Annotated in this window: 21 protein-coding genes; 6 read left to right on the top strand and 15 right to left on the bottom strand. The window is 63.1% G+C overall.

What is annotated here, in order from left to right; genetic code table 11:
- Positions 1-173: 173 nt before the first annotated feature.
- The 3 genes from B2G71_RS22325 to B2G71_RS22315 all read right to left on the bottom strand — a co-directional run bounded on the left by B2G71_RS22325 (position 174) and on the right by B2G71_RS22315 (position 3,149).
- Positions 174-1,379: a site-specific integrase gene (locus B2G71_RS22325; protein WP_098108864.1), complete on the bottom strand. Its 1,206-nt coding sequence runs from the start codon at positions 1,377-1,379 to the stop codon at positions 174-176.
- Positions 1,376-2,656, bottom strand: coding sequence for a site-specific integrase (locus B2G71_RS22320; RefSeq protein WP_240530304.1), 1,281 nt, complete (start codon positions 2,654-2,656; stop codon positions 1,376-1,378). Before B2G71_RS22320 ends, B2G71_RS22325 begins: the two co-directional genes overlap by 4 nt.
- A 256-nt stretch (positions 2,657-2,912) precedes the next feature.
- Positions 2,913-3,149 carry a hypothetical protein gene (locus tag B2G71_RS22315; protein ID WP_098108870.1) on the bottom strand — a complete coding sequence of 79 codons (237 nt, stop codon included), beginning with the start codon at positions 3,147-3,149 and terminating at the stop codon, positions 2,913-2,915.
- Positions 3,150-3,761: 612 nt separating this feature from the next.
- Between B2G71_RS22315 and B2G71_RS22310 the strand changes: the two genes are divergently transcribed.
- Complete coding sequence (locus B2G71_RS22310) at positions 3,762-3,995, top strand: DUF6437 family protein (RefSeq protein ID WP_098108869.1); 234 nt, start codon at positions 3,762-3,764, stop codon at positions 3,993-3,995.
- A gap of 117 nt (positions 3,996-4,112) precedes the next feature.
- Here the strand turns inward: B2G71_RS22310 and B2G71_RS22305 are convergent, their stop codons facing one another.
- From B2G71_RS22305 to B2G71_RS22260, 10 genes are all read right to left on the bottom strand, one after another.
- The gene (locus B2G71_RS22305) at positions 4,113-4,502 is read right to left on the bottom strand and encodes a single-stranded DNA-binding protein (protein WP_098108862.1); all 390 of its coding nucleotides are present in this window, start codon (positions 4,500-4,502) and stop codon (positions 4,113-4,115) included.
- A 627-nt stretch (positions 4,503-5,129) separates the two neighbouring features.
- Positions 5,130-6,059, bottom strand: coding sequence for a HEPN domain-containing protein (locus tag B2G71_RS22300; RefSeq protein WP_098108861.1), 930 nt, complete (start codon positions 6,057-6,059; stop codon positions 5,130-5,132).
- A gap of 44 nt (positions 6,060-6,103) precedes the next feature.
- On the bottom strand, positions 6,104-6,421 hold the full coding sequence (locus B2G71_RS22295) for an RNA polymerase subunit sigma (RefSeq protein ID WP_141521667.1): 318 nt from the start codon (positions 6,419-6,421) through the stop codon (positions 6,104-6,106).
- A gap of 60 nt (positions 6,422-6,481) precedes the next feature.
- Positions 6,482-7,426, bottom strand: coding sequence for a DUF2493 domain-containing protein (locus B2G71_RS22290; protein WP_098108859.1), 945 nt, complete (start codon positions 7,424-7,426; stop codon positions 6,482-6,484).
- A 340-nt stretch (positions 7,427-7,766) separates the two neighbouring features.
- Positions 7,767-8,489: an RES family NAD+ phosphorylase gene (locus B2G71_RS22285; RefSeq protein ID WP_098108858.1), complete on the bottom strand. Its 723-nt coding sequence runs from the start codon at positions 8,487-8,489 to the stop codon at positions 7,767-7,769.
- Entirely contained in the window at positions 8,461-8,871 is a 411-nt protein-coding gene (locus B2G71_RS22280; protein WP_240530303.1) for an antitoxin Xre/MbcA/ParS toxin-binding domain-containing protein, read from the bottom strand. The genes B2G71_RS22285 and B2G71_RS22280 overlap by 29 nt, the downstream gene beginning before the upstream one ends.
- A 6-nt stretch (positions 8,872-8,877) precedes the next feature.
- Complete coding sequence (locus B2G71_RS22275) at positions 8,878-9,315, bottom strand: hypothetical protein (protein WP_098108856.1); 438 nt, start codon at positions 9,313-9,315, stop codon at positions 8,878-8,880.
- An 11-nt stretch (positions 9,316-9,326) separates the two neighbouring features.
- A complete protein-coding gene (locus B2G71_RS22270; protein WP_098108855.1) occupies positions 9,327-10,265 on the bottom strand; it encodes a zincin-like metallopeptidase domain-containing protein in 939 nt (312 codons plus the stop codon).
- A 169-nt stretch (positions 10,266-10,434) separates the two neighbouring features.
- A complete protein-coding gene (locus B2G71_RS22265; RefSeq protein WP_098108854.1) occupies positions 10,435-12,453 on the bottom strand; it encodes a ParB/RepB/Spo0J family partition protein in 2,019 nt (672 codons plus the stop codon).
- 246 nt (positions 12,454-12,699) lie between these two features.
- Positions 12,700-13,704 (bottom strand): hypothetical protein, encoded by a 1,005-nt coding sequence (locus B2G71_RS22260; protein WP_141521666.1) that lies wholly within the window; start codon positions 13,702-13,704, stop codon positions 12,700-12,702.
- A gap of 284 nt (positions 13,705-13,988) precedes the next feature.
- Here B2G71_RS22260 and B2G71_RS22255 point away from each other — a divergent pair, with 284 nt between their 5' ends.
- From B2G71_RS22255 to B2G71_RS22240, 4 genes are read left to right on the top strand one after another with little or no spacing between them, the layout of a single operon-like run.
- Entirely contained in the window at positions 13,989-14,747 is a 759-nt protein-coding gene (locus B2G71_RS22255) for a LuxR family transcriptional regulator (RefSeq protein WP_240530302.1), read from the top strand.
- Positions 14,748-14,807: 60 nt separating this feature from the next.
- Positions 14,808-15,422, top strand: coding sequence for an acyl-homoserine-lactone synthase (locus tag B2G71_RS22250; protein WP_098108852.1), 615 nt, complete (start codon positions 14,808-14,810; stop codon positions 15,420-15,422).
- Positions 15,423-15,438: 16 nt separating this feature from the next.
- A complete protein-coding gene (locus tag B2G71_RS22245) occupies positions 15,439-16,326 on the top strand; it encodes a phytanoyl-CoA dioxygenase family protein (RefSeq protein WP_240530301.1) in 888 nt (295 codons plus the stop codon).
- A complete protein-coding gene (locus B2G71_RS22240) occupies positions 16,323-16,931 on the top strand; it encodes a GntR family transcriptional regulator (RefSeq protein WP_098108850.1) in 609 nt (202 codons plus the stop codon). Before B2G71_RS22245 ends, B2G71_RS22240 begins: the two co-directional genes overlap by 4 nt.
- A 94-nt stretch (positions 16,932-17,025) precedes the next feature.
- Here B2G71_RS22240 and B2G71_RS22235 read toward each other — a convergent pair whose 3' ends face one another.
- Together B2G71_RS22235 and B2G71_RS22230 are read right to left on the bottom strand one after the other, a co-directional pair.
- Positions 17,026-17,895 carry a nucleotidyl transferase AbiEii/AbiGii toxin family protein gene (locus B2G71_RS22235; RefSeq protein WP_098108849.1) on the bottom strand — a complete coding sequence of 290 codons (870 nt, stop codon included), beginning with the start codon at positions 17,893-17,895 and terminating at the stop codon, positions 17,026-17,028.
- Entirely contained in the window at positions 17,888-18,508 is a 621-nt protein-coding gene (locus tag B2G71_RS22230; protein ID WP_098108848.1) for an AbiEi antitoxin N-terminal domain-containing protein, read from the bottom strand. The genes B2G71_RS22235 and B2G71_RS22230 overlap by 8 nt, the downstream gene beginning before the upstream one ends.
- Before the next feature lie 241 nt (positions 18,509-18,749).
- Here B2G71_RS22230 and B2G71_RS24775 point away from each other — a divergent pair, with 241 nt between their 5' ends.
- Complete coding sequence (locus tag B2G71_RS24775; RefSeq protein WP_276306938.1) at positions 18,750-18,881, top strand: hypothetical protein; 132 nt, start codon at positions 18,750-18,752, stop codon at positions 18,879-18,881.
- The last annotated feature ends 1 nt before the right edge of the window (position 18,882 follow it).

Genomic DNA, 18,882 nt, shown 5'->3' with positions numbered 1-18,882 from the left:
AACCTTGTGATTTCGATTACTTGGACTTCGATAAAACCCACGCTTTCCTGCGGGCTTCAGCGTTCTTCACCGGCGACCAGCTACCACCGAGCCAGTCGGAACACGGCAATGGCCGCTTTGTTGGCGGCTGCTGCCATTGCCGCAAAGCGTAATGTTCGGTCGCACCGCTCCACTCAGGACAAGCCAGCTAATCGACCATCGATAGCATTACCGATCAGTTGGACTGCATCGAGGAGGTGGCAATCGTCCAAGTGCGCATATCGTGCCGTAGATTGGCTCGTAGCATGGCCCAGCAGCCTGCCGATCATGGGCAATGTCTCCCGGTTCATCGCCGCGTGGCTGGCAAAAGTGTGGCGCAGGTCGTGGATCCGCAGCTTTCCCAATCCCGCCCGACCGATGATCGTATCCCAAAGTGGCTGGACCGAGCGGATTGGCTTGCGCCGTTGCCGGTTCCAGAAAAGCCAATGTACCATGGCAATACGCGGTAGCTGGTCGATCAAGTCGCGCGCAGCAGAGCCAAGCCAGACTGTCCGTGGTCCAGTCTTACTGTCTCGCAAGAGCAGGCGATTTCCTTTCACGTCTCGCCATTGAAGCGTCAGGATTTCCTGCAGGCGGCATCCCGTTAGAAGCAAAAGGGTTATGGCGGCGGTCTGCAGTCGGACGTTCGGGTCGTCATTGCCACGCAGTTCGGCAAGCACGGCACCTAGCCGGGCGAGCTCCTCGGACGAAAGGAAGCGCTCGCACTGCCTGCGCCGGTTCGGCCTGACGCTGCGGCACGGATTCGTATTTTCGAGACGGTAGCCCCAGACTTCCGCCTTGTTCAGCATGTGCTTAAGGATTTCGAGCGTACGGTTCGCCGCGCCAGGAGTGGTGCGATCGTTCATATCCGAAAACCACCTGGTCACGTGCTCCTCGTTCAACTCATCAATGAACACACCGGTGAACGCGTCTTCGAGGTACAGACGGCGATATCCGACATGTGTCTTCAGCGTCGATGCCTTCCACTGCGGTGACCAGCGTGTCCAGTACTCCTCCAAAAAGTCGTCGAAACTCGGTGAGGATCGAATGCGTTTGCGTTCGCTGGCCGGATCGCGACCGACTTGCGCGTATGCGTTCACGCGCCTCGCCACCATTTGCGCCTGATGGCGCGTGAGGACGGATGCCGGTCCGATGGTGACGGTCCGCACCCTGCCCGCCATGCGTGTCTGAACGATAAAGACGTTCCGGCCGCTGGAATAATGCCGAATTCCGAACCCAGGTTCGACGCCGAGCCATGTTGTCGAACGCGCCCTGCCCTTGGGCAGGAGCAGATGATCAAACCTGGCGCCGACTTCAGCAAGCGCCTCCTCGACGATCCGCTTGAGACTGGCGGCGGTCACGGACGCAGTCCGATCGCCTTCGCCAGCGAGCCGGAAATGCGGTCTGCTGCGTCACCAATGACGTCATCTGACAAGTGGGCGTACTTCGCGGTGGTCTCAGGCAGGGCATGCCCGAGCAGTTTGCCAATAGTGGCAAGCGGAACATTGTCCATGATCGCGGTGGAAGCAAAGCTGTGCCGCAAATCGTGGATGCGGACGTCCGGCAAGGCACAGCGTCGTCGGAAAGGCAGCCACCAGTTGTCGAAATTGATCGGGTTTTTGCCGACTCGGTTTCCGAACACGAGCTGCGTATCGGCGCGGCGCTCGATCCCCTCCAGCACCTCAACGGCCTGCCTGCAGAGCCAGATCGTCTTCGCTCCGGTTTTACTGTCCGGCAGCAACAGCCTCGGCGGCTGTACCCAGTCCCAGCGCAGGTTCAGGATTTCGCCGACACGCGCACCGGTAAAGAGCAGCAATCGGGTGATCGCCACCTGCGCGGGATAGCTAGGTTCTTCTTCCCGCAAGGCAGCCCCTATCCGCCGATACTCGGCGGGGGTCAGATACCGCTCGATGGGCGTGCGCCTGTATCGCGGAATTCCACGGCAGGGATTGGAGCCCTTGCGCCGCAAGCGAAGGGCTTCGGCATAATTGAGCAGTGCCGCGAGGACAGGGATCGAGCGGTTGAACACTCCTTCCCTTGTCCCAGCACAGCTGTCCCGCCAGCGATGGACGTCTGATGGCAAAATCTCCGCCACACGCATCGCGCCAAATTCCGGCGCAATCGCATTGGTCCAGGCACGCCAGTTGCGTTTGGTCGTCGATGGTTTCCAGAGCCGCGCAAGGTCGCCCCAATAACTGCCGACGAAAGCCGACAGAGTCGGTGACGATTTGACGACCGCGCGCTGCGGAAGGCCATCGAGCGCAGCGATGGCCAGGAGACGTCGCGCCTGTGCCCGTGCCTGCTCTGCAGAAAGCTCTTCGGTCGTGCCCAACGTGATACGCCGATGATTTCGGCGATGCCGCACCCGGACGAACCAAGAGCGCCTTCCGCTCGGCCGGATCCTGAGGCCAAACCCGGGAAGCTCGGCATCCCAGATGGCGTACTCTCTGTCGCGCAAGGGGAGAGATCTTCGGGCGAAATTGCCGTCCAGAAGCGTCTGAAAATTGCTTCCAGAGCCTTTGGGGACCAAATGGCCATCACTGCCGCCAATTTTCACTCCGCAAGGCACGGAAATAGCGCGATTTTTGGGGCACAGATGGCCATCTACGGCACCCGAACTGCCGAGCAGCTTGTGCATCTCGCGCACTGATTTTATTGCATTTTTTCCCATACCACAGCGATGTATCGCGTACGGTGTGCTCCCCTGTCCCCTACCCGCCGATGAAATCCAGTCATGAGATGTGAACTGGAACGATCGGATTGAGTGCCGCTACCGGTCGTGTCCGTGCGTTCGTACCGGAACGCCAATGCCGGGTTCAAAATCTAATGCGATCAGGGCGATCGAGCACAAAAAAAAGGGGAAGCCCTGATGGGACTCCCCCTCGGCAACGGAATCAGAACTCGTCGTCCAGACCGCCAGGCACCATGTCTATGACCCGGTCCATCAGATGGTGCGGCAAGGCGCCGTAATCACCCTCATCGACGGCGATGTAACCGGCTTCCTCATCGGTCAGAATGTACTGCGTAAAGTAGGAATGAAAGGCCCGTGCGTGCGCCTGATCGAGCGCGGCGACATAGGCCGCTTCGCTGATCTGGAAACGGCCGGCGGCTATAGTGCTGGAATGGTGCATGATCAAATCCTCCTGATGTCCGATGCGTCGCATCAGGGGTTTGCCGCGATGTTCGCGACGGGCCGGGTCAGGGACCGTGCGCGCAGCGCGCGGCCGCACCAGCGGCGATGGGGGCAACGATTTTTTGGTGTCCCGAAGGGGCGGCAAAAAATGGTGGGGCCCCGTCGTCCTTGACGCGGCCCCAAAGCGGACGTCACGCTTGGCCAGTCTGCGAGAAAGACTCTCCCCAACCGTTCGTCCTGGCACCAGGTGGACGAAAGGCCCCCTCGGCCTTCGGGACAGGTAGGCACGGCGTTGGGATCGGCGTATCGTGCGCCGTCCAGTAAGGCTCCGCAGACGTGTCCCCATGAAACGTGTCGCACAATCAATGCCCGTCAGCGCGGTCTTGCCGATGCCGAGATGGAGAAACTCGGGCATCCCGAGTGGGCGAGGCGGGCGCAGGTCTGCACACATTGCAGCCAGCTCTACAGCTTCGAACAGGGGCAATCTGTACGTAGGCGTGAGTGGCCTTGATGATGAAAACCAGCGTGTTCCAAGTTTGTTCTTCACCTGGCGAGCAATCGGTGGCATCCTTTGCGTGGAGGGGACCCACGGCCAGAAGGAGGAATGCTCATGGCCAGGTCCAAGACAAGTTCGCGCGATGCTCTGCTCAAGCTGCGTGAACACCGCCGAGAGCTCGATGCCAGGGAGATAGCGCTGCGCGATGCGGCGGCGGCAGAACTCGGAAAGGTTCTGATCGAATGCGGCGCCGAACTCATCGAACCGTCAAAGCTCAAGGCGCTCGTTTCAAAGGCGCTTACGCTGGGTATCGATCCTGCGCTGGCGCGACTTTCTGCGGCTGATTGATATCCCGGACGGAGTAGATCCGTAGACCCAACACTTCCTCGACTGTTCGAAGGTAAAGCAAAAAAGAAGGCCCCGCCGGTCCGTGCCGACGGGGCCTTGCAATTTCGCGGATGCCGATCAGTCCTCGTCGATCGGCGGCGCGTCCTGGTTCGAACCGCTACGCGCCTTGCTCAGGAAATCCACCTTGTCGGCGATGATTTCGCAGCCGTAGCGCTTGGCGCCCTGGGCGTCTTCCCACTGGGTGTAGTGGATGCGGCCCTCGATGCTGACGAGCTGGCCCTTGCCGCAATACTTCGCGACGTTCTGGCCAAGGCCATTGAAGCAGGTGACGCGGTGGAACTCGCTGTCCTTGGCGGTGTAGCCGTTCTCGTCCTTGTAGGTCTTGCCCTCCTTGCGGGCGGGACGGTCGGTCACCACCGAGAGCGTGGTGATGTCGGTACCGCCGGTGGTCGAGCGGGTTTCGGGATCGCGGGCGATGCGGCCGACGAGGATCACGATATTGGTCATGGTACGTCTCCTGATGAAGCAATCCGGGGCCATCCCGGCTGCGAACCCCGTCAGAAGCGGCCCCGTGACGGACGCACCGAAGGGGAACCGGAAACGGACCGGGTGGTGCGGGCAGACGGCGGCAAAGCCGCCGGCAACACGGCCGGTCAGGAGCCGGTTGCGGGCCGGCAGGGGGATGGTTCAGGGAAAGTTCGCGTCAGGCCGGGTCTGGGCCCGATCCGCCCCTGTCAGGCGACGCCGTGACAGCAGTCCGTGCCTTGGTGCATCGTCACGTCCCGTGGGTATCGATCGGTTCGAGGGGGCAGATGCTGCATGTGGGTGGCCTAAATCCCGCGGCAAATGCCGGATGCCAAGGATGGGAACCCGTTCAAACAAGCGAGGTCCATCCTTCGCCGCATGGCCTCGGCCCTCGCGGATCCGGCATGCCTGAAGTCGGCAAGTTCGAGCGAGCGCATCCGAAGCAAAAAGAAAGCCCGGACGCGAAACGCCAGGGCCATGAAAAGTTTGGGAGAGGATGCCTGAAAGGCAGTATCAAGGTGTCAGACCACGCTCGATTCCGCAAGTGCGAATAGATCATGCGGCAATGCAAAATAAGTTTGCGCCCGCCGGAACGCGAACGATCGCTGGCTATCCGGCATCCCGCGCGGTGGCCTCAAGGTGCGCGATCCGCTCGGTGCAGATTGCTTCGACGATCGCGGCGAGCGCATCGACGCGCTCGCCGAGCCAGGCCAGTTCTTCCGCGGAGACGCGATAGTGCTTGGAATAGCGCGCCTTGACGTAGGCTTCCTTGAGCTTTTCGAAGAGCGCACGCTGCTTGCGGGTATCGGCAGGCCAAATGCTCAGAAGTCGCTCGTCGATCCGTTCGGCTTGCGCGCGCAGGAAGCCGAGATTGTGAACATGAGGGGTATAAAAGCTGCACGTGAGAAGGACTGTGTGGTAGAGACACTCCGTCGCTTGGTGGAAATTGAAAGCAGCCTCTTTCAATCTGCCCTGACCCTGAACATACTTTGCCGTATCGAGCCGACCAGTTCCGGCCGGAAACCATTCCTCAAAGTACTCGCGGGCCATCTCGAGCGCCTGGTGCGGAGTCCTGGGCTTTGGCTCGGGGAGATCGACATCGTCGGCCTCGTAGAGCGCAATGCCATCGCGGGCGACGTCGATGAAGAAGAAGCGGCCCTGTGCGAGGCCATCGTTTACTTCCTGCAAGGTGTGGACGATGAAGTTGACCGGCGTCTTCAGCGTACCGGCAATGCCGTATTCGCGGGTCAAACGCTCGTCGAGCCGGCCCCAGTAGCGCACCCGGTCAGTGAGGCGGCGATCGTTGACGATGATGAGCAGGTCATAGTCCGACTTGTAGCCCTTCGCAGTGTGCGGCTCGTCGATCCAGTTGCCGCGGGCATAGCTGCCGTAAAGGATGAGCTTGTGGATCCGCCCCGCCTTCTTCCATTCGTGCTGCGAGAGCGCGAGCGCGTCCTCGAACTCCTCGAAGACGAGCTGCACCACGCGTTCGAGTTCGCGTTGCTTGGCGGCGGGAAGATGGTCGAGCGAAGTCTTCATGGGCAAGGCCTGTCTAGCGTTCCGGTGGCCCGCTTCCAACCCGCTCAGGACCGGAGATATCCGACAGCCGCTGCAAGCCAACGGCGCCAGCAGCGGCGGCGCGGATAGCGCAGATTGAGCGCGAAGCTGGCCAGCGCGCCTGCGAGCTCGCCATCAGTATCGGAGCGCAGGCGGTGACGGATGCACGACATTGCGACAGGATCACGGGCATTTGTCCAGATCGCCATGAAGACCTGCCGCTCGCGGCGGGTGAGCCGGGTTAGCGCATCTTCACAGCGCGCCAGGAGGACCGGATCGTAGCCGGCCACACCGCGCGGAGACGTATGACCGGCGCGCGCGTCTCCGTTTCCATGATTATGCATGGCTTGATCCTTTCTCGAGGTCAGAATTGAGCCGGGCCGCAAGGACCCGGCGATGACGAATCAGGAAGCTGTTGCCTTTGGGTTGGTGCCGAGCGGTCCACGACGATCGACAACAGTGATCCGGCGCGCCTTGGCCTCGATCACGAGGCGTTCGAGCACGCCGTTGCCCGCAAATGCGATGACGTAGCGCGGCTCGAGCGAAAGCATCCGTTCGTTGCGCTTGAACCCGGCCCGGGCTCCCAGGCGCATGTCGAGCGAGAAGGTCACTTGCGCGATCCCGCGCCGCTCGGCCCAGGACGCCGCGAGGCGATCGACGCCCTTGGTGTCACCGCCATGGATCAGCACCATGTCGGGAACCAGATCGCGAACCTTGTCGAGCGTTGACCAGACATTGGTCGCGAAGGCCTTCGCCTCATCGTCGGTCGCATGGCGCGAACGGCCTCCGGCAAAGACCACCGGCGTACCTTCGGGCATCGCCGCGCGGCGCCGCGATTCGGCGCGCGCGCGCAGGAAATCGCGTCCTTCGACGAGCGCAGACGTGAGCATCGCCCCATGGTTGAAGCGCGAACTCGAAACCGGCTTCCAGGAAGAACCGAACTCGTTGAGGTAGAGCGCTGCCGCGATCTCGCGCATCTCCTCAAGGCTCAGCATCGCGGCCTCGGCGCACTGTGCGCGCTCGACCTGGGTTTCGAGGTCATGCGTGTGAACTTCCGAACCGTCGGCGGTGGCGACAAGCGCGCGAACCTCGTCGGTCGCGCGATCGAGCGCGCTACCCTTGCGCTGCGCGGACCGGTGGAAGAGATTGACGAAGGCCCAGCCCAGATCCTCGGCGTCGGTCTCGAGCGCGGTGCCCGAGACGAGCGAGAAGAGATCGGACCAGACGCCTTCGAGCGTCTGGATGACGGCCTCGCGACTGGGAAAATCGCTGGTCGATACCGGGCTCGGACCGATCGAAAATCCGGCGAGATCGAGACCGGAAAGCTGGTCGGCAAATGACGTATTCATCGGGTAGTCCTCCTGACTGCGTGACGCCGGCAGGACGTGCAATTTCGCTTGCCTTGCGAAACGCCGCACCGGCGAGAGCCCGCAAGGGCCGGCCATGCGGAGGCGCTGCGCACCCGTCAGGGGGAACCCGGCTTTGTCCGGGCTGGCGCGGGCAGGCCCGGCCTGAAGGGCCATAGGGCCAACGCGGGCCCGGCGAAGCCCGGGTTGCGCAGCGATCTCCGGCCGGCCCAGGGCCTCTCTCGACCGGTGCGGATGCCGCAGGAGAGATGACGCATGCGGCTGCGTCACAATGCCAGGAGCGAAAGCGTGGATCCGTACTTGCCAGCTGGCTAAGCGCGTCTCAGGCCAGATCGAAGTCCGTGGCAGTGAACGCGAACCTTCCGTCGCCCGGGAACGCCGCCAACGCGAGCAGGCGGCCATTTTCGAAGCGCAAGTGCCAGGTCCGCCGGATCGTGGGCTGCGCGGCGGCAAAGGCGGCCGGGTCGAGCAGCACCACATTGCACCGCGCTTCGGGATCGCGCGCGGAAGCGGTGCGAAGGAGTGCAACGTCGGCTTCGCGCGCCACGGCGCCGAGCGCCTGGCACTCGGAGTAGTCGACAGGGTCGATCCATTGCGAATGATGCGCCGCGAAGGGATCGCGCGTCAGGTCGAGCGCGCGATCGGTCGCGACTGCGACGGTAAAGCTCGTATGCTCGATCGTTGTCCGGGGCGGCTCGAAGCCCGGGGAGCGCAGATAGAAGCGCAATCGCCAGTAGGCGGTCTCGGCGATCGCAGTGGCCTCGGCTTCGCTCGCATAGAAGATTCCCGGGCGTTCGTTCGCCTTGCGGAACCGGCTTTCGCTGCGATGGCCGTAGCGGAAGGGTGAGGCCAGGAGGTAATGCAGTGCATGCGCCGCGCGTGGCAGATCCGGCTTTGCCGCTTCGGCCAGCGCTTCAAGGCGCTCCTGGTCGGCAAGGCTGTCGGCAAGCCGGTTGGTCGAGATGCGGTGCTGCGCTTCGACAACCCGCCAGATCTCGCCGCTGTAGCCGGTCCGTTCAGATGCGAGCGCGTCCGGCGTCCACATAATCGCACACGGCCATCAAGCCCTTGAAGGTGTCGATGAGGTCGAGCGGTCGCGCATCCAGATCGAGGTTGGGCGTCTCCAGCCAGCGGCGCGCGGCCTCGTCGTCGCTTCCCATCAGGGCGTCGAGGGATCGGAACAGGCGCAGCAGGTACTGCCCGGCCTCGAACGATTTGGAAGCCGGGTCGAGCACGCTCTTGCCACTACGAAGACGCGAGACGGTCGCAGGCGAAAGCCCCAGGACGGCTCCGAGCTTCGCGTGCGAAAATCCCCAGAACCCGGCAATACGGGTAAGCGCCGAAGTCAGCACTTCGGCATCGGAACGTTCGCGATGATCTGCATGCGTTGCCATGGGCTTATCCTTCACCTGCACGGTATAGGACAATTTCTCTCATTTGAGAAGCGGGTCCTTTGCCCGCTTGCGGAACACGCCCTCGCCGTTCGACATGTGCCCCAGGCAATCGTAGTCGCCGAACAGGCGATCGAAGCGCGGCGCGATCTGCGCCAGCCAATGTTGTGCGCGCGGCGATCTCGCTGTGCGCCAATCGGCATCGCGATAGGCCGGATCGTCCCGTTCGGCGATCCACACCGCGACGAGGCCACCGTAGGCCGAAAGGCCGAAGTCGGCATAGGCGTTGCGCGCGAGCACGCGGTCTTCCCTGTCGCGCCAGCCTTCATGCGCCTCGAGCGAGGGAAACGCGGCGATGGCGCGTTCGCGCAGATCCTCGCGCAGCCAGTCGTATTCGAACTCCCAATCCTCCTCGTTCTGGGCTTCGAGCACGGTGAAGGCGACGACGGCGCCCGAAGGGTAGCTGACAGAGCGGCCCATCGTTCCCTCCCTCAGGCAGCCAGCGCGTCAGCGCCGGCCTCATCGTCGGTTTCGGATGCGCTCCTGCCACCGAGCCTCAGAAGCAGGCTTGCAGCTTCCTCGGCTTTCGCCGCAGCGGTCAGGATCGCGCGATCATCGTCCTTCAGAAGCCTGAGCCAATGCTCGATATAGCTCGCGTGATGATCGAGGTGCGTTACCGGAAGACCGAGTTCGGCACCCAGGATCGCGCTTGAAAGTTCGGCGACGAGCTCCTCGGCGGCATAGGCGGCGCTGCCGAAGCGGTTCCTGAGATCGCGCCCGAGCCGGCTTGCGTGCCCGGTCCAGTGCGACAGCTCGTGCGCGAGCGTCGCATAATAGTGATCGAAACCGGTGAAGAGCTCGGCAGGCGGCATGGTCACGCGGTCGGGGACCGGTTCGTAGTAGGCTTCGTCGCCCCGGTGGCGCAGAATGACAGGGATAGCGGCAAAGAAGCTGTCGAGTTCGGCCTTGCGGCCTTCGGGCTCGATCATCTCCATTGTGGTCTTCGGGTGGAAATGATCGGGCAGGCCCTCGACCTGGTCCGCGTTGAAGACGGGGTACGCCTTGAGGACGCGGCGCGCCTCGTCGCTCTTCTCGCCGGTATCGGGCGCTTCCACTTCCTTGGTGTAGCTCTTGTAGAAGATCGCGATCGTAGACTTCTCGCCCTTGCGGACCTGGGCACCCAGGTCCTTTGCCTGCTTGTAGGTCATCCAGAAGGGCGAGGCGTAGCCGCACATGTCGGCGACCATCCAGAGCCAGAACACGTTCATGCCCTTGTAGGGGACGCCGCAGGCACGAAGCGGCCGGGAAACCGCCAGCCCGCGCCAGGGCTTGATCCAGGGCCTGGTGCCGGCCTCGAGCCGGGCGATGATCTCCTGGGTGATGCGGGCTGCAGGCGACACGCCGGAGCCAGACGATTTGCGATAGGTCATGGGGGTTCTCCTGATGGGGGATCCGGACGGCAAGGCGCGCCGACAGGTCCATGAAAGCGAAGCGCCCCCTCCCCTCTTGCCGGCTGAGCACGAAGGAAGCGGCCCCTCGCGCGAAAGCGAGGGGCCGCTTCACCGATCACGACGCGTTGGTCAGCCTGTCAGGAGGAGGTCAGGCTGCCAGGTCGTGAGGATCGTCGCCGGCGGCAGCCGGTTCGTCTTCGGACATCCCGACGTTCGCGGTTTCATTGCCTTCGGGAACGCCGGGTTCCTCGACCGGATCTGTTCCGGCAAAGCGCATCGCTTCGGGAACCCATGCGAGCGCGTTGTCGCGCACCTCGGCCTCGGTGATGGTGGTTCCGGCAAATACCCGCTCCGCGCTCATCGCGAGGTCACTCTTCTTGACCGAAGCGAACCGGGCGGCAAGGTCAGGCCCACCGACATCGCCGAGCGCCTCAAGGATCAGCGCCTTCGGGACCCGGTCGAAGTAGTTCGCCGCGGTCGGGCGCCACCAGCGTGCGATCTCGATCCCCATGACCTTGGCAAGATGGTCGTGAAGCGCGATGCGCCGCTCGCCGCCAAGGTTGAGGCTGGCCTCGAGCGTGCGCGCGACGACAAAACCGAGCCAGGCGCTGCGTGCTTCGTCCGGGAGACCCTGATAAAGCGCAAAGCGCTCGCTCGCGGTCTCGCCAGCCCGCCAGGTTTCATCGAGCCCCGACCGAAGGTCGGCCAGCGCGGCGGTCGCAGGCGCGTCTCCCGGCTCGAACCCGGCGATCGGGCCGCCGGGAACGCTGCCCCGCAGCGTCGTTGCCGAAGGCGAGCGCCAGTCGAGCGCGTCGGCATCGGCAAGGCTGAAGACCAGCACGTCGAGCGCAAGCGCGGGGTCGTGCGCAAGGTGGAGCGAAAGCACGTCGCGGCGCTGCATGGCAAGCTCGTCGACGAGGCGCTTGGAGAGCGTCGCGCGACGCGGGCCTGCCTCACCGCCCGAGGAAACCACCTCGATCGCCTCGCCGTCTGCCTCGCCGTCTTGGCCCCGAGCGACCGGCTTCTCGCCATAGAAGACCGGTTGCAGCACCGGCGTCCCGTCGCGCGAGAGTACGAGCACCATGCCCGCCTCGCGCCTCAACTCCGCTGCGAGAACCGGCGGCCGGTTGCGCAGATCCTGGCATTCCTGCTCGACCGTCTCGATCGCGGCTTCAGCGGCAGCGATCGCCTCCTCGGACGCGTCCTCGTCCTCAAGGACAGCGGCGTGCTCGTCATAGGCGGCATCGAGCTCCTCGAGCCTGGTGAGCTCGGCTTGCGTGAGTGGTTCCGGCTCGGCGGGGAGCCGCACCAGGCCCTCGACCAGGTCGTGGCTCGCATAGGGATCGAGGGTCGGGCGGACCCAGGCGAGACCCTGTTCGGCGGCAAGCGCCTCAGCGCGTTCTTCCATCGCCCTTGTTGCCAGCGTTTCGAGAAGCGCGACATCGCACCAGGCCTCGCTCGCATCGTCGTCGAAGAGCTCGCGCTCGATGCGGCCGCCCGCTTCGAGATAGGCCTCGCGCCCGACGAGCCGGGCCCTCGGATCGTTGCCGCGCACCGTTCCTGTCAGCACCATGCGGCGCACGCTGTCGGGATTGGGCGCGTAGTAGGCCGAGGCCATCTGCTCGAAGACACGCGCCTGGATCTCCTGGTCCGACGTAGCGCCGTAGGCCTTGGCAAGGTCGAGCGTGATCTCTCCCGAGGCGAGGGCCCTGAACACGACCGGAGCGAGTGTTGCAAGCCGCAGGCGGCCTTCGACGAAGCGTACGGTGAGACCAAAGCGCCGGGCGACATCCTCGCTCGATGCGCCGTCCTCGACGAGCGTTGCAAAGGCGCGCGCTTCGTCGGCGGGGTTCATCGCCAGGCGATGGAAATTCTCGGCAAGACTGGTCTCGATGGCCGAGCCGGCGCCATCCGCGATCACGAGGCAGGTCACTTCGTGATTGCGAACGAGCACCTTGTCCTCGACCAGCGAGAGCATCGCGCGGCGACGGCGCTCGCCCGCCTCGACCTCGAACTTGCCGCGCGGCGCAGGCCGCACGATGAGGTTCTGCAAGAGACCGTGGCTCGCGATGCTCGCCTTCAACTCGGCGTCGGCAGTGGCGTCGCTGTGCCGGCGTACGTTGCCCGGCGATTCGACGAGCTTTGCCAGGGGGATCGACTGGATCATGATATCTGTACTCCTGATACGAGCCGGCGTGCCCGATCAGGCCGCCTTCAGCTCGAACAGGCGCGAAGCCCCCTCCCCTCTTCCTCCCCGTGTCGTTCGAAAACCGAAAGATCAATTTTGACTTTGCCCGCGCGACAACAGCAATGTAATGGCGGCCACGCGCGACCCCGCAAGTTCGCGCGATACGACAACTTGCAACCTGGCCATTTCATATTGGCAGCCCCCGCAACTTCGCGGGGGCATTTTTTATGACCTGTCACCTTCCGGCCGGACACGCGCGCGGTAGTCGAGCCCGAACAGCCGAAGTCCCGGCGAGTGCGCGCACCAGTGCCGCCGCCGGAGGACGCGCGCGAGTTCGGGCGAGCGAAGCGTGAAGCGCTCGTCATAGGCCTGGTAGAGCGATGCGAAGAGATCATCGAGCCGGCCTGCAACCGGATCCAGGCTACACGACGACGAAGCCTGGCTTGCCGGATCGCCGTTTTCGATGCGGGCGAGGAGCGCGGCCTCGCAACGCGCCGGCTGGTCAAAGACCGCGCGGCGCTGCGAGAGGTCCTCGAGCCCCATGACAAAGCGGCGGATGGCAGGGGCCAGTCGCTCGCCGATGCATTTCTCCTCGTCGGGGAGGTCAAGCCAGGCCTGCCGAATGTCGCGCGCAAGGGGCCTTCGAACATGGGAGGATGGAGGCTTGTCCATTCGGACAAGAATCAGGTGCGCCAGGACCAGCGCAGGATAGGTCATGTGCAGGTTAGTGTTTTCGCCGATGATTTCCTCAAGCCGGTTACCGAGGTTGCGCAATGCGCCGGTGACGCCCTTGCACGAGACCGCGAGCACCGGCCCGATCCGTTCGGAGGTCACGAGCACATCCATGTGCTTGGCCTTCAAGGCGCCAAGGACAATGCCCTCACCGCTTCCTCCGAGTTCCGGATCGAAATGGAGGATCGCCTCACCGTCGCCGATCTCCTCGAGGGCGAAAGGCGGCCGTGGACGGATATCGTCGGGCGCGAAACCGCCTTCGACGACCAGCCGGCAGGCAACGTACCAGTGCAACGGCAGGATGTGTCCGAGCGACTGGACTTTGCCGCGATGGCGGGCAAAGGCGCCGAGAGCGGAGGCAAGCGAGGTCCAGCGGCAGAAGAGCGGCGGCTTGCGCCCCTTGGATCGAGATCGTGGTGCAGGATGCAGCGCCTTTGGAGTTGGCTGCCATGCAGGATCGGTCGGCCGGGCATCCCATTTATCGGCCGGCGATCTCATGACGGACAGCGATGACGTACGTTAGGACGAGTTGTATTCCTCCACCAAACCGAAGTGTACACAAACTGCCGTGAATTCCCATGCAAATATACGTGTCTTATATTCTCAGTATTGCGACTTCTAAACATGAAATTTTGATGATACTTTTGGGAATATTGAAAGCATGCCGGCATTCGGCCTGAGAACCCGTGTGCTGGCACTTGGCAGGGAAGGACGTTCCCTGGGACCCCGGCAGCTTGAGATGCCGCCCGGGATCGTGGCGCCGCCTGGTAGTCATGATGGACTTGGCACACGGCCTGATCGAGCTGATCGAACAAGTGGGAAGCCGTGAGGATCTTGGTGAAGCGATGACCGCGATCACGCGGCGGCTGGGTTTTGAGTTCTTTGCCCTCACCCACCATGTCGACGTCCAGGCGAACGAAGGTGACGTCATTCACCTGCACAATTATCCCGAACGCTGGGCCGAGTACTACGACAGTATGGCGCTGGGGCTTGCCGACCCGGTCCACCGCGCCGCGCATGTCACCAGCGTCGGCTTTCGCTGGTCGCAGCTTAAGAAACTCATCGCGCTCGAGAAGCGCGATATGAAAATCCTCGACAAGGGCAGACAGCAGGGCATCGGTGACGGATTCACCGTGCCGGCTAATGTGCCGGGCGAAGCGCGCGGATCGTGCACCTTTGCGAACAGGGACAGCTCGCAATTTCCCGAAGCGATGATGCCGCTGGCCCAGCTGGTCGGCGCCTTCGCCTTCGAGGCGGCGCGCCGGCTTTTGATTCCTCCAGGTGATCCGGCTTGCCAGGATCTGCCGCGTCTGACGCCGCGCCAGCGCGACTGTGCGCTCTGGGTCGCGCGCGGCAAGACCGACTGGGAAGTATCCCGGATCCTGGGAATCGAAGAGGATACGGTCACGCGCCATATCAAGATGGCCTGCGAGCGCTACGGTGTGAACAAGCGGACATTGCTGGCGGTCCGGACGCTGTTTGACGGAACGCTGAGCTTCAGCGAGATCGTTGCACGGCGATATACCCCTTTCCGGGAATAGCGCGAGAGCCCCCGCATCCCCGAGCCTTGGCCGACCTGCAACGGTCAAGGAACCCAGGCGATGCTTCATGTTCTCAAGTCCGGCGACCCGCTGGAAGTCAGTGTCCTTCGCGCCATGTTCAAGGCGCGCAAGGAAGTCTTCGTCGATCTGCTGCGCTGGGACGTTCCCGTCCTTGGCGACACCTTTGAGGTCGACCAGTTCGACAACGAACATGCGACTTACCTCGTGCTCGCCGGCCGTGATGGTCGGCACCTGGGATCGGCGCGACTGCTTCCGACCATGCGCGCCAATATCCTCTCGAGCCTCTATCCCATGCTCTGCGAGGGCGAGGTGCCGCGCTCTGTCGACACCTACGAGATCACCCGCTTCTGTCTCGACCGTGACTTGCGTGCGAGCGAGCGGCGGCTCGTACGCGATGCGCTTGTCACATCTCTGGTCGAACACGCGCTCGAGAACCGGATCGGCGCCTATTGCGCGGTCGCGCACATGAGCTGGTTCCAGCAGATCCTGGCCTTTGGGTGGAAATGCCGGCCACTTGGCCTGCCGCAGATGGTCGGGGGCACGATGCTCGCGGCCGCGCGGATCATCATCGAGCCCGATACGCCGCATCGCCTGAGCGCGGCCGGAATCGTTCCTGCGCCCCTTCCCGAAACCGCCGGTCGCAAGGCCGCCTGACCCAAGGGAGGACGATATGGCAACGAAACTCACCCCGGCCATCCCCATGCCGAACCCGACGGCATTGGCGCAATTGCGCGATAGCGGTTTTGCGATCCTTCGCGGCGCGCTCGACCCTGCGCTGATCGCCAATCTCCAGGCGGACCTTGAGGAGGACTTTGCGAACACGCCCTTCGGCAAGGGCGCCTTTTACGGATCGCGCACGCGCCGGTTCGGCCGCCTCCTGATCCGATCGCCGCTTGCCGAGCGGCTCGTGCGCCACCCAAGCGTACTCGATCTGGTCGAGACCCTGCTCCTGCCGTTCTGTGAGCGGATCCAGCTCAACACCGCGCAGGCGATCGCAGTCCATCCGCGGGCACCGGCGCAGATGCCGCACCGCGATCAGGACATGTGGCAGGCGCCCAAGGGCGAAATCGAATACCTCGTCAACGTCATGTGGCCGTTGACGCCGTTTCGCGAAGGAAACGGCGCGACGCGCATCTGGCCAGGAAGTCATGGCAGGGCCGCGCTCGATACCGAGGAGCCCGACGAGTGCCTCGTGCCCGACCTCGATCCGGGCGATGCACTGATCATGCTCGGCTCGACGCTTCATTGCGCTAGCGCGAACCGCACGACGGCCGAAAGGCGCGGGATCGTGATCGGCTATTCGCTCGGCTGGCTCAAGCCCTACGAGAACCAGTGGCTCTCCTATCCGCCCGGGCTCGCGCGTTCGTTCTCGCCCGATCTGGCAAGTCTCGTCGGTTATTGCCAGCACCGGCCCAATCTCGGCAATTTCGAGGGGCAATGCCCGTCGGTGTTGCTGGGCTCGCACGATGGACGGCGCCTCGGCGCCATCGATGCATTGCGTCCCGATCAGCAGGCCGCGGTCGAAGCCTATGAAGCCGCGCAGAAAGGCGGGGCATGAATGCGGGCGCAACCACGGCCCGCGTCTACGAAGCGCTGAAGGAACTCGTGACCTGCCGCGAGTTCCGGCCGGGCGACCGTGTCGACCCGGCCGCGCTCGCCGAGCGGCTTGCGTCGAGCGTGACGCCGGTGCGCGACGCGCTAAACCTGCTGACCGGCGAGGGGCTGATCGAATCGCGCATGGCCAGCGGTTACTTCCTTCCGCAGCTCGACGAGCCATCCTTGAAGGACATGCTCGCCTGGTCAGGCCAGATTGTCGGCGTTATCCTCCGAAACTGGGAGCCGCGCCCAGTCATAGACTGGGATCGGATCGCCGACAGGGAACCGGCCTATCCGGCGCGCATGCGCGACGCCTTCGAAGTCCTGGCGCTGGCCTCGCCCAACGAGGAACATCGCCGCGCGCTGGCGGCGATTGGCGCACGGCTCCACGCCGTGCGCCACGTCGAGCCGCAGATATTCGAATTTGCGGAGAAGGAGGCCTTGGCATTCGAATTGGCTATCGATCGGAGTGATCGCGCCGAAATCCGGCGCATATCGGGATACTATCACCGCAGCCGGGCGCGGGCTGCCTCTGCCTTGGTGAGAGCGGTCTATCGTGCCGATTGATAATGGCGATTATTCAAGGTCTCGGTCGAAAGCGGGCAAGTGAACAGGATTTGACTTGTCCTGGCCAGTTCGACGGATTGTCTGGCGAACTGCATCAACGGCATCTGGAGAGCAATCTTTCGCAAGACGGACCGACGAGCCTCCAGACCGCATCGATGACCGTGTCCAAACCGAGATCTTCGAGTTCGAGCGATGAGGCATAGGCGTGCCACTGACGCTGCTTCGCTTCATCCTCGAGCATTTCCAGCGACAGTCCAGGCGGCCTCAGAGCAGGGATTGATGTCCCGCGCCTATCGAACGTCGCCAGGATCGCCGCGTCGAGTTCATCGGAAGCGATCTCCAGATTTCTCGGGATCGCCCAAAGATCATAGTAGTCCTTCATTCGGCCATTGATCACACCGAGCGCGACCATCGCCTGAAACTTCTCGGCAATGACGGTTGCCGGCGGATAGGATCTAATACGAGGAACGGGAAGATCGAGGAGCGTGGGATATTCGAGCCGCTGGGTCACATCCGCCAGCGCATCGCCGAAGCCTATGTCGATCGTCACCGGAACCTTTGTGCGTTCCAGAAAGGCGGCGGTCTTGAGTCTGACGCCCCCATATTCCATTTCTTCGCGGATTGCGGTCGCAGTTAGCGCGTCGACGTCAAAAACCAGACCGTCATCTCCTGCGATTTGCATGATCGCCCGAAAGTCGGAGATCAGTTTGTCGGGATCCGCATCACCATGGCCCAGGAAATCAGCATCCCGGGTGACCCGGTTATCATCGCCAATCCACGCCGTGACCAGCATCCCGCCCTTGAGCACGAAGCGTTCACGGTGATCCGAGATCGATAGCCGGTAGAGCAGGCGCTCAAGGGCAAAACGAACCAGCAGCACGTCGAATGAACGACCTTCCTGGCGGGAAATGGCGAGCAGGCGGTCCTTCACCGATTTGGCGAGATTTACGGGAGCCCTAGCCATTTGCGGTGAGCGCCTCGAGATATGGGCGCATGGTTGTCCACACACCGCCGGCCTTGGCTCCTTCGGCGATGACGCTCGGCGTCACTTTGCGTTTTTCGATTGCCGCACGCAGACCTTCGACCGCGACCGAGCGATCGACCAGTTTGGGATTCCGGAATGTGTCGGCCAGCGTCTTTGAGACCGAGTAAATGGGTACATTGACACCGGCAATCAGGTGATGCTCGACGCCTTGACCTAGATAGCGATGGGTGAAGCGCACGATCCGCAGCGGCGGATAGGATTTTACCGGCGACCAGTCACTCGGACCGATCGCCATCCAAATCCGGCGTGGCATTTGATCTGTCAGTCCATGAAAGGCGAGAGCTGAAGTGAGAGCAATGACGCCCTTGGGAACGCGCATTGCTGCTTCAGCCAGAATCTGATTTTCTTCGATATCCGCGTCGCGACGCTGGTAGAGACCGCGCGAAATCCGTTCAAGCTCGCCATCCTCGACCGCACGCGCGATTGTTTGTGGCCCGATGCCGGCCGCGCGCAGCTCGCCTGCACGCATCATCGTGTGCGCGGCGAACAGATCGCGAAGTTTGGCCCGCTGCGAGACTGGCGTCGAGAGCATGTGACAAATCCTCTTACAGAACTCAATTCTATCATAGGATTTGTCACGAGTCACCCCGCAACAATCCGCCTCGCGCAGTAACCAGCAAGAGAGAAGCAAGCCGGGTCAGCAGCTACCGGGAAAAATACCAGGCGATCCAACATTCACGACATCGCCTGCGTATAAAGTTCGGATAGCGAGCCATGTTCCGTAGCCTTGGAACTGGTTGCAATGACGCAGCCGGCAAGAACGGAGACAAACCATGGACGATACCCGCTATGAACCTGACCAGGCCGAGGACCTCGGCGCCGCGAGCCTCGAAACGCTCGGCCTGCCCGGCGAAACGGACGAGTTCGGCGCGATCGCGCGCCTGAACGGCATCGAAGCCGAGTGAG

Source organism: Novosphingobium sp. PC22D (genome assembly GCF_002556635.1).
In the GTDB taxonomy this organism is placed as follows: Bacteria; Pseudomonadota; Alphaproteobacteria; order Sphingomonadales; family Sphingomonadaceae; genus Novosphingobium.
This window is presented reverse-complemented; position numbering and strand designations above follow the sequence as displayed.

What these genes read in the sequence shown, in the direction of transcription:
- B2G71_RS22275 (WP_098108856.1), bottom strand. Translation starts at nt 9,315, where the DNA reads ATGGGCCGCTCTGTCAGCTACCCTTCGGGCGCCGTCGTCGCCTTCACC.
- B2G71_RS22300 (WP_098108861.1), bottom strand. Translation starts at nt 6,059, where the DNA reads ATGAAGACTTCGCTCGACCATCTTCCCGCCGCCAAGCAACGCGAACTC.
- B2G71_RS22270 (WP_098108855.1), bottom strand. Translation starts at nt 10,265, where the DNA reads ATGACCTATCGCAAATCGTCTGGCTCCGGCGTGTCGCCTGCAGCCCGC.
- B2G71_RS22250 (WP_098108852.1), top strand. Translation starts at nt 14,808, where the DNA reads ATGCTTCATGTTCTCAAGTCCGGCGACCCGCTGGAAGTCAGTGTCCTT.
- B2G71_RS24775 (WP_276306938.1), top strand. Translation starts at nt 18,750, where the DNA reads ATGGACGATACCCGCTATGAACCTGACCAGGCCGAGGACCTCGGCGCC.
- B2G71_RS22240 (WP_098108850.1), top strand. Translation starts at nt 16,323, where the DNA reads ATGAATGCGGGCGCAACCACGGCCCGCGTCTACGAAGCGCTGAAGGAA.
- B2G71_RS22230 (WP_098108848.1), bottom strand. Translation starts at nt 18,508, where the DNA reads ATGCTCTCGACGCCAGTCTCGCAGCGGGCCAAACTTCGCGATCTGTTC.
- B2G71_RS22245 (WP_240530301.1), top strand. Translation starts at nt 15,439, where the DNA reads ATGGCAACGAAACTCACCCCGGCCATCCCCATGCCGAACCCGACGGCA.
- B2G71_RS22320 (WP_240530304.1), bottom strand. Translation starts at nt 2,656, where the DNA reads ATGCACAAGCTGCTCGGCAGTTCGGGTGCCGTAGATGGCCATCTGTGC.
- B2G71_RS22315 (WP_098108870.1), bottom strand. Translation starts at nt 3,149, where the DNA reads ATGCACCATTCCAGCACTATAGCCGCCGGCCGTTTCCAGATCAGCGAA.
- B2G71_RS22285 (WP_098108858.1), bottom strand. Translation starts at nt 8,489, where the DNA reads ATGTGGACGCCGGACGCGCTCGCATCTGAACGGACCGGCTACAGCGGC.
- B2G71_RS22310 (WP_098108869.1), top strand. Translation starts at nt 3,762, where the DNA reads ATGGCCAGGTCCAAGACAAGTTCGCGCGATGCTCTGCTCAAGCTGCGT.
- B2G71_RS22305 (WP_098108862.1), bottom strand. Translation starts at nt 4,502, where the DNA reads ATGACCAATATCGTGATCCTCGTCGGCCGCATCGCCCGCGATCCCGAA.
- B2G71_RS22260 (WP_141521666.1), bottom strand. Translation starts at nt 13,704, where the DNA reads ATGAGATCGCCGGCCGATAAATGGGATGCCCGGCCGACCGATCCTGCA.
- B2G71_RS22295 (WP_141521667.1), bottom strand. Translation starts at nt 6,421, where the DNA reads ATGCATAATCATGGAAACGGAGACGCGCGCGCCGGTCATACGTCTCCG.
- B2G71_RS22235 (WP_098108849.1), bottom strand. Translation starts at nt 17,895, where the DNA reads ATGGCTAGGGCTCCCGTAAATCTCGCCAAATCGGTGAAGGACCGCCTG.
- B2G71_RS22265 (WP_098108854.1), bottom strand. Translation starts at nt 12,453, where the DNA reads ATGATCCAGTCGATCCCCCTGGCAAAGCTCGTCGAATCGCCGGGCAAC.
- B2G71_RS22290 (WP_098108859.1), bottom strand. Translation starts at nt 7,426, where the DNA reads ATGAATACGTCATTTGCCGACCAGCTTTCCGGTCTCGATCTCGCCGGA.